The organism is Parolsenella sp. LCP21S3_E11 (assembly GCF_052118165.1).
Taxonomy (GTDB): Bacteria; Actinomycetota; Coriobacteriia; order Coriobacteriales; family Atopobiaceae; genus Parolsenella.
In genome coordinates this window covers 468466-481931 of record NZ_JBQKHS010000001.1, presented here as the reverse complement: position 1 = coordinate 481931, position 13466 = coordinate 468466, and the positions used below count along the sequence as shown (strand labels likewise).

The window sequence follows — 13466 nt, the reverse complement described above, 5'->3', positions numbered from 1 at the left end:
CTATCCCCTTCTCCTTGGTCTGTTTGAACCACCCGAGGCACCGCCGCTGTTGCGGACCCTGGGACCCCTATCGTCCGAACGCAGACGCGAGCGCGCGTCGCCCTGGAGGTTGATCCTCTGGCGGGGGCCAGCGGCCCTGCCTGCCCCTCCCTCGACGACGGTGAAGGCACCGCCCGACGAGGGCCTGCCCTGAAGCGGCATCGAGGCGGCGCGCGAACCTGCACCGGAGTAGCCGGAACCACGCGAGCTAGGCCTACTCGTGGGAGACGTCGCGTATCCGACGCCCCTCACGTGCGCCTCGCCGACGCCCGTGTCCTCCTCGTCCGAGACGACGCCGATCTGTCTACGACGACGGTCGTGCTCCGTCTCGGGAAGGCTCGAATGCCTCGAGACGCCCACGATGGCCCCCGCCAGCGCCAGGCAGCTCATGATCGAGGATCCACCATAGCTCAAGAACGGCAGGGGCTTGCCGGAGAGCGGGAAGAAGCCGAGCACGCCAAAGACGTTCAGGAAGAATTGCGTGAGGAACAGGGTCGTCGCTCCGATGACGATGAGACGGCCCATGAGGTCGGGGGCGGAATCGGCGATCTTCTTGGCTTCATACGCGAGGAGCACGAAAAGCGCAACGACGGAGAGCGTGCCCACGAGGCCCAGCTCCTCGCCGATGACGGCGAAGATGAAGTCGTTGTGTGCCTCGGGGAGGTAGGAGTACTTGGCGACGCTCATGCCGAGGCCACGGCCGAAAAGACCGCCGGAGCCAAAGGCCATGAACCCCTGCGTGAGCTGATAGCCGGAGTCCCATTGATCCAGCCAGGGATTGAGCATCGTGAGGACGCGTTGGCGCGAGTAGTCGTCGGAAAGGACGATGACCATCGCCATGGCGCACAGGGCGCCAAGGACCTTGACGATCAGGTCGCGCCGAAAGCCCGAGGCATAGGCGAGCGAGACGATCATCAAGACGATGATGCCCGTGGTTCCCTTGTCTGGCTGGACGAGGATGAGCCCGAGCGGCCCGCCGAGGGCGACTCCCGCAGTGATCGCGAACGAGCCATACGACATCGCGCGGCCGCCAAAGAACTCCGAGGCAAGCGTGGCGGCCGCGTACAAGACCGTGACCTTGGCGAACTCCGAGGGCTGGATGCGGAGCGGTCCCACGCTGAGCCAGCGCGTCGCTCCGTTGGCACCCGATCCGGCGACGAAGACGACGACCAGCATGCCCATCGTCACGACCCAGAGGAACAGCAGCACGGGCCTCGAGCAGATACTGTGATAGTCGAAGAATCCCGTGCAGAACGCGAGTATGAGGCCAAGGCCGATGCAGAGCAGCTGACGCTTCAGGTAATACGCAGCGTCACCCTGCTCGGACAGAGCCTCGATCGAGGAGGCCGAGAAGATCATGACGAGGCCGAAGCACGTCAGCGCGACGACGGCCGCGACGAACACGAGCCTCGGCTTCATGATCGAAGCGGGCACGCCCATGATCTTGCGCTCTATGTTTGAGGCAGACGACTCCTCGCGGCCCGCCCGGGAGCCGCGCGCAGAAGCCACGCTGGCGTTGGCGCGTGAAGACACTAGTTGCTCCCCTTGGCGATGCGATTGGCGACGAGGGACTTGAAGACGCGGCCACGCTCCTCGAAGCCCGAGAACTCATCGAAAGACGAGCACGCGGGCGAGAGAAGCACGGTATCGCCGGGACGCGCTGCCTCGATGCCGGCATCGAGCGCCTGCTCGAGGTGCTCGGCGCGAACCACCGCGCCACCGGCGGCCTCGACCGCCGCAGCGATGCGCTCCCCTGCCTCGCCGAAGCACACGGCGACGTGGGCGTGGCGAGCGACGTCTGCGGCCATCTCGGAAAGGTCCGTGCCCTTGTCGTGTCCGCCAAGGAGAATGATGACGCGGCCGGGCTCGAAGGCGGTGAGCGCCTTGGAGACCGCATCGGTGTTCGTGGCCTTTGAGTCGTTCACGAAGCGCACGCCGGCAAGCTCGCCGCACGGCTCGATGCGATGCTCGAGCGGACTGAAGGCGAGAAGCCCGGCGCGGACGTCGACGGCATCAACGCCGCACGCAAGCGCGAGCGCAGAGGCGGCCAGCGCGTTCTCGACGTTGTGATCGCCGGCGATCGAGAGGTCGCCCTTGTTCACGAGCTCGACGTCGCGGCCGTCAAGGCGCACGACGAGCATGCCGTCGGTACGTTCCCACGCGGCGTTCGCGGTCGTGGCCTCGGGGGCCTCGCCCGCGGCAAGCAGATGGCAGACGCGCAGGCCACGCGCCTCGCAGCGCGCGGCGATGTCACGGCACCAGGAGTCTCCGTCGGAGATGACGGCGAGGTCGCCGGCGTCCATGTTCCGGAAGAGGCGCTCCTTGGCGGCGGCGTAGTTCTCCATGGTCTTATGCCAATAGAGGTGGTCAGGCGTGACGTTGAGCAGCACGCCCACGTGGGGATGCAGCTCGACCGTCCCCGCAAGCTGGAAGCTCGAGAGCTCGGCCACGAGCCACTCGCCGGGAGCGCGCCTGGCGACCTCGCCAATGGCCATCGTTCCGATGTTGCCGACCGCCTCGGCGGCAAGGCCACCCGCGCGAAGGAGGTCGCGGGCGAGGGTGGTCGTCGTGGTCTTGCCGTTGGTGCCGGTGATGCCAACCCAGCGCTCGGGGCTCTCGCGCCAGGCAAGCTCGGGCTCGCCGATAATCTCCTTGGAGGTGGCCTTGCCACTCGCATAGAAGTCGCTGAACTCGGAGATGCCCGGAGAGGCGATCGCGAGGTCGAAGTCGCCCTCGACGTCCTCGGTGCCGTAGACGACCTTCGCACCCTCATGCTCGAGGGCGAGCGACTCGTCAGACGGGGCGCTCTTGGCGCCGCCCACCACGGTCACGGAACTCACCCTGCCATCATCGCGCTGGGCGAGAAGGTACTCGGCAACGGCCTCTCCCGTCTTGCCAAGGCCAAGGACGCAAACGTCCCCAAGTTTGCCGTCAGTCATGTGAAAGCCCCCTTTGGCTCGTCATTTCAGTGTGTGGTGCGTCCCTGCCCGCTGCCATGGCGTCAGCGTCTCGGCAGCCCGCAGGGCCGTGCCACTCGTGCGACCACGCCGCACGCACGGCTTGTTGTGCGTCGCGGGCACGAGCAGATGCGAGAAGGCCGCCCGAGGGCGGCCCGTCGTTAGCGAAGCTGGAAGTAGAGTGCGAAGCCCACCGCGGCGAACATGGCGCTCACGATCCAGAAGCGGATGACCACCTTCGTCTCGCTCCAGCCCTTCTTCTCGAAGTGGTGGTGCAGCGGCGCCATCAGGAAGATGCGCTTGCCGGTGGACTTGAAGCTGATTACCTGAAGCATCACGGAGAGAGCCTCGCAAATGAAGAGGCCGCCCATGACAAGTGACGTCACCTCAGTCTTCGTGAGGACCGCAAGGGCAGCGAAGCCCGCGCCCAGCGCAAGCGAGCCCGTGTCGCCCATGAAGATGGCCGCGGGATAGCAGTTGTGCCAGAGGAATCCCACGCACGCGCCGGCGCTCGCCGCAGCGAACACGGAGAGGTTGATCTCGTCGTAGGAGAAGGCGACCATCGACATGGCGAGCATGACGACCATGACGGTGCCGCCCGCAAGGCCATCGAGGCCATCGGTGAGGTTAACGGCGTTGGAGAGGCCCGCAAGCAGCAGGAACACGAAAATCAGATAGAGCCAGGGCACGCTGACGCCGCCGATGTTGAAGCCAAGCACGCCCAGGTCGAGCGTGAAGCCACCCGGGAAGGTGATCGTCGGGGGAACGCCCACCCAGTTGACGGCGAGCAGACAGAAGGACACAGAGATGACGATGAGGCCGAGCATCTTCTGCGACGGGGTGAGGCCGAGCGAGCGCCCGTGACTCACGGACTCGACGTCGTCGAGCAGGCCGAGGAGGCCCGTCGCGATCGTGGCGGCGACGCAGAGGATGAGGTCGGGCGTCCAGCGAGCGAAGAGCACGGTCGTGAGGATCATGCCGGCGAGGATGATCACGCCGCCCATCGTGGGTGTGCCCTGCTTCACGAGGTGCGTCTGCGGGCCGTCCGCACGGACCTGCTGGCCGATGCCGTCCTTGCGCATGAGGCGGATGAACGGTGGCATGAGGAGCGCCGTGATGAGACACGAGACGAAGAAGGACACAAACACCTGGTAGGTCGGGTACTGGGACCCAACGAGAAGATTGGTCAGCACTTACGCCGTCACCGCCTTCACGAATACGTCGAGCATAGCCGCGCGAGACGCTTTGACGAGAACGAGGTCTTCGGGCGCGAGCACGCCCGACATGACGCTCGTGAGTGCATGGACGTCATCGACGCGAACGATCTTGTCCTCGGAGAAACCCATGAGCCTCGCGGCGGACTCCATGTGGTCCGCGCGATCCGTACCGACGATGACGAGCATGTCGAGCGGCTTTGCGGCGGCATAGGCGCCCACGAGCTCGTGGAGGCGCTCCTCCTCGTCACCGAGCTCGCCGATCTCGCCGAGCACGGCGATGCGGCGGCCGCCCTCTTCCGCCTTCATGCTGCAGAGGGCGTTCAGGGCCGCGGCGACGGAGTCGGGCGCGGCGTTGTAGGAGTCATCGATGATGCGGCAGCCACATGCGGCGCGGACGACCTCCTGGCGCATGTGCGCAGGCGCGAGCGACGAGAGCGCACAGACGGCGGCGTGCGCATCGACGCCCATGTGGCAGGCAACGGAGAGCGCAAGCAGGAAGTCAGGCACGACCTGCGAGCCCGTAAGCGAGAGCGTGACGCGACGAGCCCCATCCTCGCCAGCGATCTTGAGATCGAAGCTCGGGTGCGCCTCGTCATCGAGCGTGACGTTGGCGGCGCCGGCGAAGCAGCCCTCCGCCGAGCCCACGAGCGTGACGGGAACGCCCGCCGGAGCGGCGAACTCGCGCGCGATGAAGGGCGTGTAGTCGCCGTCCGCGCACATGAACAGGCGCGGCTCGGGAGCGACGGTGCTCGCCGGGGCGACAGCCAGGGGCGCCACGATCTCGCCCTTGGCGCGGGCGATGTTCTCGCGAGAACCAAGCAGGCCGATGTGGCTGGTCCCGACGTTCGTGATCACAGCGACGCGCGGGCGCGCGCACTTTGCGAGGCGATCAATCTCGCCGGGGTGGTTCATGCCCATCTCAACGACGAGGACCTGCGCCGAGGTGGGAGCCCCGAGCAGCGTGATGGGCACGCCAATCAGGTTGTTGAAGTTGCCGGCGGTGGCGTGGACCTCGTACTTGGCACCGAGGGCGGCGGCGAGCATCTCCTTGGTGGTGGTCTTGCCGACAGAGCCCGTCACGCCAACGACGCACCAGTCCTGCCGCGCGCGCCACCACTCGGCAAGGCGGAGCATGAACTCCGTGCCGTCGTCATCGGCGGCGTGAACGATGGCGCAGCCGGCCTCGAGCGCGGCGTGCTCGACCTCGGGAGAGACCTCGCGCGTAACGGCGACGACACCGGCACCGGCAGCGATGGCGTTGGCGACGTAGTCGTTTCCGTCAACGTTCTCGCCGGGGAACGCGACGAATAGCCCGCGCTCGCCGACGCGTCGGGAGTCGATGGCGACGCCGGCGAGGGTCTCCTCGCCCGTGCCGCAGACAAGCGTGGCCCCGGTGGCCGCGCAGACGTCATTCGCAGTGCATTCGATCATGCGATCTCTCCAGTCGGTGGTTACGTTATGCCTTGGGGACGTTCAAGTCGGTCAAGGCCTCATTCATGATAGCGACAAACGACGGGACGGCCGCGGCGCTTCCGTGATACGAAGTGCCGTTGATGCCCACGTAGCACAGGACCGCGGCGTCGTTACCGTTGGCGAAGCCGATGAACGAGCTCATGAAGCGGTTCTCGACATAGCCGCCCTCGCTCGAGGCCTGCTCGCCCGTGCCGGTCTTGCCGACGACATCGTAGCCTGCGATGTTGGCCTTCCTGCCGGTGCCGTCATCCTGCACGACGGCGCGCATGTCGCCCACGACGCTCTCGGCGGTTTGCTCGGAGATGACCTGCTCGCCCTCTCCCCAGTCGACCGTCTCGGCGCCCTTCTGGACGAGGAAGTGCGGCGTCATCATCGTGCCGCCGTTGGCGACCGCGCCGACCGCGCGCACGAGCTGCACGCTCGGGAAGGCGATGCCCTGGCCGAACGCCGCCGCGCCCGTCGTAGCACCGGTGTACTGGTCGCGCGAGGGCACGATGCCGTCCGCTTCGCCGGGGAAGTCGATGCCGGTCTTCTGGCCGATGCCGAACTTGGCGAGGCCCGCGCTGAAGTTGTCCGCGCCGATGGCCATGCCCACGAGGGCCGCACCCGTGTTGGAGGAGCGGCGCATGATCTCGGTGGGGGTCATGTCCATGGTGTAGTCGCGGTCGTCCGCGTCGCTGACCTCGTCGTCTCCGACCTTGACCGTGGGCGGGACGGTGAAGGTCGAGTTTTTGGTGATGGTGCCGGTGTCATAGCCGATCGCCATCGTGAGAACCTTCATCGTCGATCCGGGCTCGTAGGAGTCAGTGACGTTCGAGAGTTTGAGGCCCTCGTTGGTGATGCTCGAAGGATCGGTGAGGTCCGCGTATGGCGTGGAGCAGGCGGCGAGAATCTCGCCCGTCTTCGGGTCCGTCACCATGACGTTGCCCGATTCGCCCTTCACGTCCTCGACCGCCTGGGCGAGCTGGGTCTCGGCAACCTGCTGGATGTTGATGTCGAGGGAGATGATGATGTCCTGGCCGTCCGTCGCCTCGTGGATCTGGGAGGCGCCGCCGGCGACCGGCTTGCCATCGCGGCCGCGCTCCATGAGCATCTCGCCGTCCGTGCCCTTGAGGACGTCGTCGTACTGGAGCTCGAGGCCCGTGATGCCGTTGCCGTCCGTGTCGACGAAGCCAAGCACCTGACCGCCAACAGCACCGTACGGATAGACGCGCTTCACGTCCGTAAGGGCGTAGACGCCGGTGATGCCATCCTCAGAGAGCGTGGAGAGGAGGTCCTCGGCCACATCGGTGTCGATCTTGCGCTGCACATAGGCGAAGGTGGTGTCCTGGGAGAGCGTCGACAGGTAATCATCCGCCGAACCGCCAAGGGCGTTCGCAAGCTCCTGGGCACACGTGGGCTTGTTCGTGACCTCTTTGGGATTGCAGTAGATGGTGCGGCACTCGACGCTCGTGGCGAGGACGTTGCCATTGCGGTCATAGATGGTGCCGCGCTTGGCCGTCAGCGTGACGTTCGTCGTGTGCAGGCTCTGAGCCTTCGCCGAGAGGTTAGGGGCATCGATGACCTGCAGCCACAGGAGTCTCGCCACGACGAGGGCGAACAGCACCATGGCGAGCCTCGGGAGGGGGGTGTTCGAATTCGAGCCCCTACCACCAGAGCGCGCGCGGCGCGCCTCTTCATAAGAAGACGCGGGACGCCCCCTTCGGGCACCCGCGCCTCGATCGTTTCTGTTACCTCTCGTTGTCATGGCTCACCAGTCTACGCGAAACAAACCCTGGCGGGCGCGTTATGCGATGGAGTCCACATCGACTGCATTCGCGCCGGCCGTGGAACCGTCGCCCTGGGTGATGTTGGCCTGGCCGAGCTGGGAGGCGACCTCCTCAGGAGAGGCGGCGGTGCTGGCGCTGGTCTCCTGGGCATCTGCGCTGGCAGAGTTCTCGGCCTCGGCCTCGGCAGCGGCGGCCGCCTCGGCATCGCCAGCGGCGAGCTTGACGGGGTCGCCCGCGAGGACCATGCCGTAACTCTGGGTGGCGATACGGTCGATGCGCGAGGCGCTCGAGAGGACGGAGCGCTGGACTCGGAGGTCATCCTGGAGGGAACGGGCCTCCTTGAGCTCGCTTCTCATCGTGGAATTCTGGGAGAGGATGGTCGCAGCGTACGTGAAGACGCCGACGCGCGCGGCAGAGAGCACCATGAAGACCGCCGCGATAGCCGCGAGGACCTTGAGGGTGGAGAGAACCTGCCTTGAGACGCCGGCGCGCTCGCGGGCATCGAGGCCGGCGCCTTCGATCGTCTCGAAAGAGCGAGCCCCCTGCGGAGCGAACGCCCCCCTCGAGGCGTCGAGGTCATATGCCTCGGTACCCATGTACGTCATTGCGAATCATCCTTGTGCTGTGAGAGTGGTGACAGGTGCGCCCGCCCCGCTTTCGCGGGGCGGCTTGGCACCCTGTTCTTCGTTGGTAGTGCGATTAGGCTGCGTTTAAGTGCGTTGTAGTGTGTTCGTGCTTCGGTGGTGCGTCATTTGTGCGTCGTACTATGCAAGACGGCCTCGCGGCCGGCGTTGCCTTCTCGGCGCGTATCGGCAGAGCCCTAGAGCTTCACCGCGACGCGCGTCTTGGCGCTGCGGGCGCGGGGATTGCGCTCGAGCTCCTCCTCGCTTGCCACGAGTGGCTTGCGAGTCTTGACGCGAATGATCGGCACGTGTCCGCACACGCACACCGGGAAATCCGGCGGGCAGGTGCAACCCTGGGAGTAGACGCCAAACAGGTGCTTGACGATGCGATCCTCCAGGGAGTGATAGCTGATGACGCAGATGCGGCCACCGGGGTTTGCCCAGCGAATCGCCGCCTCAAGGCCTCGCTCGAGGACTTCAAGCTCGTGGTTCACCTCGAGCCTGAGAGCCTGGAAAGACTTGCGGGCGGGATGTCCGCCGTGGCGACGCGCGGCTGCCGGGATGGCGGCCTTGATGGCGTCGACCAGCTCGAAGGTGGTCTCGATGGGAGCCTTCTCCCTGCGACGACACACCTCGCGGGCAATACGGGAGGCGAAACGCTCGTCTCCGTAAACGGAAAGAATCCGGGCGAGGTCGGCTTCGGTGTAGGTGTTTATGACCTCAGCTGCGGTTTGGGTGTGTTTTCCCGGATCCATCCGCATATCGAGGGGCGCATCCTCGTTGTAGGAAAAGCCCCTCTCGGGTAAGTCGAGCTGTGGAGACGAAACGCCAAGATCGAACAGGAAGCAGTCGACTCCAGGGACTTGGGCCTTGACGAGAAGATCGTCGAGATCGCCGAAGTTGCCCTTGAGGAACTGGTGCTGGCCCTCCGGGACCTCGCGCTCGAAACGCGCGGAAGCGGCGGCAAGCGCCATGTCATCCTGGTCGATGCCTAGGGACAGGCCGTTGGGGGCGACACGACGAGCGAGCTCGACCGTGTGGCCGGCACCGCCAAGCGTGCAGTCGCAGACGATGTCTCCCGGCTTAGGGTCCAGCTCTCGCAGGACCTCATCCAGCATCACGGGTACATGCCGATATTCTGCTGTCAACTTCTCCACCTCGCTAGTCCTCGTCGAAGAACATGTCATCGTCATCCTCCATCAGAGCGGCGAGCTGCTCGGCCCACTTCTCCGTGTTGTACACGGCGAAGTGATCCGCGTCGCCGACGACGACAGCGTCCTTGCCAAGTCCAAGCTTCTCCTGCACGGCAGCGGGGACCTTGTTGAGCGGAAGACGCCCGCTCTTGTCGATCTCCACCGTGACGGTGCTGGAGTTGAGCCTCAGGCGACGGAGATTGTCCTTCTTGGAGTTAGCGTTGAAGCCCTCCTTGAAGTGACTCATCACCCATTCCCTGTGGCCCTCCGGGGTGAAGCCCCACAGCGCGTCCTTCACGAGGATGAGGCAGACCTTGTTGCCAGACTCTTCCTTGAACTCATCGCGATACTCGGCTGGAAGCGTAATGCGCCCCTGGGCGTCGACAGAAACGGTCTTCGACCCAGTCAGGTACATATTCAGCTCCCCTCCGGCTTCGCGACCGGCGTCCCGGTCTGAGTCATCCGCGTGCGTTTGCGCTAGCCAGAATATTACCGCCTGAGCACGCCTGGGCAAGCCTAAATCTGACTATTTCCCCCTAAACGGCACTACGAATGACTTATCGGCATTCGCTCGAGGAACCTCATCACCACGGATAGTGGCGAACGTCCGTTTGCATACAGGAACTTGGGGCGCACGGATTTGCAATCGCTAGGCGGGCGCAAACGCGCAGAGCAAACGTTTGACGAAGCTGTGAAGGTGCAGGTAAACGAGGTGTCTTTCACAGTGTCGGTCAAGTGATGACCGGACGAGTGGCATCCGTACACCGGCAGAAGGTATCGTACGGACATCAAAATGCATGCTATTGGCTCAAACTCGAGCACAAGGACGCTGCGGTTTGGAGACTTCGAGACCACAACGGAGAAGAGACACTTTCATACGCCAAGTGCCCCTTCACGTCCCTCCTCCGGCAGCCCTTCCGCGCCCCGGCAGCCCTTCCGCGACTCTCCCGGCCACCTTCCGCGCCCCCGGCTTCCCTTCCGCGCCTCCGGCCGTCAAAAGATGCGCCAAGTAGGGGGCTATTCCGGAAACCGACGAGTAGACAAGCGAAACGCCTCCTCGCCAACTGGGGTTTTGTCACGAGAATAAGGCGTCTACTCGACCAACCAAGGATTAGGCCCCTACTTAGCGACCTTTTTGTGCGCCGCTAGGCCAACTCGGCCGAAAAGTATGGACCTGATTCTCGATTCGCCGAGTAGACATGCGGCCCTGCCGCCCAACGGTTACCGCCAGACGGATGAAAACCGCCCCGCCCCTACGCGTTGGCTCGGGGGTGGGCTCCCAGATAGACCTCGCGGATGTGGCTGCGGTCAAGGTGCGTGTAAAGCTGAGTGGTCGAGATGTCGGCATGGCCGAGGAGTTCCTGGACGATACGCAGATCCGCCCCTCCCTCGAGCATGTGGGTGGCAAAGCTGTGACGAAGCGTATGCGGATGCAGCCCCTCGATGCCCACAACGCCTCCGGCCCTCGCCACAAGCGAGTGCACGCTCTGGCGCGAGAGTCGACGACCTCGGTTGTTGAGGAACACGGCAGGCGTCGACACGCGGGGGTTCACGAGCTGTGGGCGCCAGTTCTCAAGATAGTCGCCAAGAACCTCCGCGGCCGTACCCACGATGGGCACGATACGCTCCTTGTCGCCCTTGCCCACAACGCGCAGAACCTGCTCGTCGAGAAGGACGCGGCGCAGGTCAAGGCCGCAAAGCTCAGAGACACGCAAGCCGCAGCCGTAGAGGACCTCGACGATCGCATGGTCGCGCTGCCCCGCCGGGGTCTCCGGGAAGGGCTGGTCGAGAAGGGCGGCCGCCTGCTCGCGACTGATAACGTCAGGCAGGCGGTCAGGCTTCTTGGGAAGCGGCAGGTCAGCAGCGGGATGAGCCGCGGTTATACGCTCGGACACCATGAAACGGTGAAAGCCCTTGATGGCTGACACCGCACGCTCGACGCTCGAGATGGCAAGGCCGCTCTCGCGCAGGTGCTGAATGTGGGCCTCGATGCATTCGCGGGTGATCTGGTCAGGCAGGGTAACGCCTGCGCGCTTGAGACCGGCGATGTAGTTGCGCAGGTCTCGGCCATAGGCCAAGACGGTGTTGCGTGAGCAGCCGCGCTCGACCGAGACGTAGTTGAGGTACTCCCTGAGAGCTCGAGACAGATCCAACGTCGCTCACCCTTCAAACCAAATCGGACACGCCCGAAAGAACAACGGCCGCCCCACGCAGAAAACGTGAGGCGGCCAAGATGGTAACAAGTAAACGAGGTGTTATGTCAGCTTACCAGCCCAGCGCGTCAAATCGCCAGACGACGGGCACATCGCGACGGTGTAGACAGAGGACTGACGCCGCCGGACGGCGACCCGCCCTTCGCCAGCGCGCAGGGGCCACGGGCGTCAAGAAACTAGACACCACCAGGCGTTTCCCTACTCCCCCGCGTTGACCTCGTGACGGTCGACGCCCTCATGTTTGGCGATTGCCGCGCGAACAAACTCGCGGAACAGCGGCTGAGGACGAGTCGGACGGCTCTTGAACTCCGGGTGGAACTGGGCGGCCACGAACCACGGGTGCACGTCCTCGGGAAGCTCGACCATCTCGACGAGACGGTCGTCCGGAGAGACGCCGGAGAAGGTGAGGCCGGCCTCACGGAGCTTGTCGCGGTACGAGTTGTTGACCTCGAAGCGGTGACGGTGACGCTCGTAGATGAGCTCCTCGCCATACGCCTCTCGGGCAAGCGAGCCCTCGGCAACCTTACACGGATAGGCGCCCAGACGCATGGTGCCACCCTTGGACGTGACATCCTGCTGGTCAGGCATAATGTCAATCACGGGATACTCGCAGTCGGGGAGGAACTCGGTCGAGCTAGCGCCCGGCATACCGGCGACGTTGCGCGCGTACTCGCAGACAGCCACCTGCATACCCAGGCAAATACCGAGGAACGGGACCTTCTTGGTGCGAGCGCGATGCGCCGCCAGGATCTTGCCCTCGAGGCCACGGATGCCAAAGCCGCCCGGCACCAGGATGCCGTCGGCGTCGCCGAGGACCTCCTCGACATCATCCTCGCCGAGGTTCTCGCCATCAATGAGGTCGATCTTGACGTGGCGGCCATAGTAAACGCCGGAGTGGTGAAGCGCCTCAATGACGGAGAGGTAGGCATCGGGCAGCTGCGTGTACTTGCCCACCACGGCGATACGCGTCGTGTCGGCCTTCGCGTTCGCCTCGTGCATACGCGTCGTGAAGCCGTACCACTCGCTCATGTCGCACGTCCTGGGATCGAGGCCGAGCCTCTCGCAGACCTTCACGTCAAAGCCCTGATCCGCGAGGTGCTTCGGTACGTCGTAGATGGAGGGGCAATCGGAGTTCTCGAAGACGCAATCCGCCTCGACGTCGCAGAAGCTCGCAATCTTGGCACGGATGGACTCGTCGACCTCGTGGTCGGAGCGGCACATGATGAAGTCAGGCTGGATGCCCATGGAGCGAAGCTCACGGACAGAGTGCTGCGTCGGCTTCGTCTTAACCTCGTGAGCGGCGGCGATGTAAGGCACGAGGCTCACATGGATGAGGCAGCAGTCAGCAGCGCCCTTCTCCTTGCGGAACTGGCGGATGGCCTCGACGAACGCCTGGCCCTCGATGTCGCCGATGGTGCCACCGAGCTCGGTAATCACAACATCAGCGCCACTCTGCTCCTCGACGCGACGGAAGCGCTCCTTGATGGCATTGGTCACGTGCGGGATGACCTGGACGGTACCGCCGAGGAAGTCGCCGCGCCTCTCGCGGGCGATGAGGCTCTGGTAAATGGCACCGGTAGTGAAGTTGGAGTTGCGCGTTAGGTTCTCATCGATGAAACGCTCATAGTGGCCGAGGTCGAGGTCAGACTCGTAGCCGTCCTCGGTGACAAAGACCTCGCCGTGCTGGAAGGGGCTCATCGTGCCCGGATCGACGTTGAGGTAGGGATCTGCCTTCTGCATCATGACCTTATAGCCACGAGCCTTAAGCAGGCGACCGAGCGAGGCGGCAGTAATGCCCTTGCCCAGCGAAGAGACAACGCCTCCGGTCACAAAGATGTGCTTTGTCATTCGATGATCCTCCCGTAAAAAGTGCCGACAAACACGTATCTACGGGCTTTCATCCTAGCACCGGAAATATACCTAAATATCGACGAACTTCACGTTAATAGAGGTGCAACATGTCGCCATGAATTACAAGCGCA

Annotated in this window: 10 protein-coding genes; all 10 read right to left on the bottom strand. The window is 64.5% G+C overall.

What is annotated here, in order from left to right:
* Nucleotides 1–1572: an FtsW/RodA/SpoVE family cell cycle protein gene (locus ACTQ1Z_RS02025; protein WP_441858362.1), complete on the bottom strand. Its 1572-nt coding sequence runs from the start codon at nucleotides 1570–1572 to the stop codon at nucleotides 1–3.
* A complete protein-coding gene (gene murD, locus ACTQ1Z_RS02020; RefSeq protein WP_441858360.1) occupies nucleotides 1572–2978 on the bottom strand; it encodes a UDP-N-acetylmuramoyl-L-alanine--D-glutamate ligase in 1407 nt (468 codons plus the stop codon). The genes ACTQ1Z_RS02025 and murD overlap by 1 nt, the downstream gene beginning before the upstream one ends.
* Nucleotides 2979–3157: 179 nt before the next feature.
* Nucleotides 3158–4189, bottom strand: coding sequence for a phospho-N-acetylmuramoyl-pentapeptide-transferase (mraY, locus tag ACTQ1Z_RS02015; protein ID WP_320679764.1), 1032 nt, complete (start codon nucleotides 4187–4189; stop codon nucleotides 3158–3160).
* Nucleotides 4190–5644, bottom strand: a complete 1455-nt coding sequence (locus ACTQ1Z_RS02010) for a UDP-N-acetylmuramoyl-tripeptide--D-alanyl-D-alanine ligase (protein WP_441858359.1) — start codon at nucleotides 5642–5644, stop codon at nucleotides 4190–4192.
* 25 nt (nucleotides 5645–5669) lie between these two features.
* On the bottom strand, nucleotides 5670–7295 hold the full coding sequence (locus ACTQ1Z_RS02005) for a peptidoglycan D,D-transpeptidase FtsI family protein (protein ID WP_441858357.1): 1626 nt from the start codon (nucleotides 7293–7295) through the stop codon (nucleotides 5670–5672).
* Nucleotides 7296–7472: 177 nt separating this feature from the next.
* Nucleotides 7473–8060 carry a hypothetical protein gene (locus tag ACTQ1Z_RS02000; RefSeq protein WP_320679758.1) on the bottom strand — a complete coding sequence of 196 codons (588 nt, stop codon included), beginning with the start codon at nucleotides 8058–8060 and terminating at the stop codon, nucleotides 7473–7475.
* Between the two features lie 215 nt (nucleotides 8061–8275).
* Nucleotides 8276–9265: a 16S rRNA (cytosine(1402)-N(4))-methyltransferase RsmH gene (gene rsmH, locus ACTQ1Z_RS01995; protein WP_320679757.1), complete on the bottom strand. Its 990-nt coding sequence runs from the start codon at nucleotides 9263–9265 to the stop codon at nucleotides 8276–8278.
* Entirely contained in the window at nucleotides 9240–9686 is a 447-nt protein-coding gene (locus ACTQ1Z_RS01990; protein ID WP_293815170.1) for a division/cell wall cluster transcriptional repressor MraZ, read from the bottom strand. The genes rsmH and ACTQ1Z_RS01990 overlap by 26 nt, the downstream gene beginning before the upstream one ends.
* An 838-nt stretch (nucleotides 9687–10524) precedes the next feature.
* Nucleotides 10525–11424, bottom strand: coding sequence for a site-specific tyrosine recombinase XerD (locus ACTQ1Z_RS01985; RefSeq protein WP_441858354.1), 900 nt, complete (start codon nucleotides 11422–11424; stop codon nucleotides 10525–10527).
* Between the two features lie 258 nt (nucleotides 11425–11682).
* Nucleotides 11683–13332 (bottom strand): CTP synthase, encoded by a 1650-nt coding sequence (locus ACTQ1Z_RS01980; RefSeq protein WP_293834990.1) that lies wholly within the window; start codon nucleotides 13330–13332, stop codon nucleotides 11683–11685.
* Between the last annotated feature and the right edge of the window lie 134 nt (nucleotides 13333–13466).

Bases quoted from the DNA above. Each gene is read 5' to 3' on its own strand.
- ACTQ1Z_RS01990 (WP_293815170.1), bottom strand. From the start codon at position 9,686: ATGTACCTGACTGGGTCGAAGACCGTTTCTGTCGACGCCCAGGGGCGC.
- ACTQ1Z_RS02010 (WP_441858359.1), bottom strand. From the start codon at position 5,644: ATGATCGAATGCACTGCGAATGACGTCTGCGCGGCCACCGGGGCCACG.
- murD (WP_441858360.1), bottom strand. From the start codon at position 2,978: ATGACTGACGGCAAACTTGGGGACGTTTGCGTCCTTGGCCTTGGCAAG.
- ACTQ1Z_RS02000 (WP_320679758.1), bottom strand. From the start codon at position 8,060: ATGACGTACATGGGTACCGAGGCATATGACCTCGACGCCTCGAGGGGG.
- rsmH (WP_320679757.1), bottom strand. From the start codon at position 9,265: ATGACATGTTCTTCGACGAGGACTAGCGAGGTGGAGAAGTTGACAGCA.
- ACTQ1Z_RS02005 (WP_441858357.1), bottom strand. From the start codon at position 7,295: ATGGTGCTGTTCGCCCTCGTCGTGGCGAGACTCCTGTGGCTGCAGGTC.
- ACTQ1Z_RS01980 (WP_293834990.1), bottom strand. From the start codon at position 13,332: ATGACAAAGCACATCTTTGTGACCGGAGGCGTTGTCTCTTCGCTGGGC.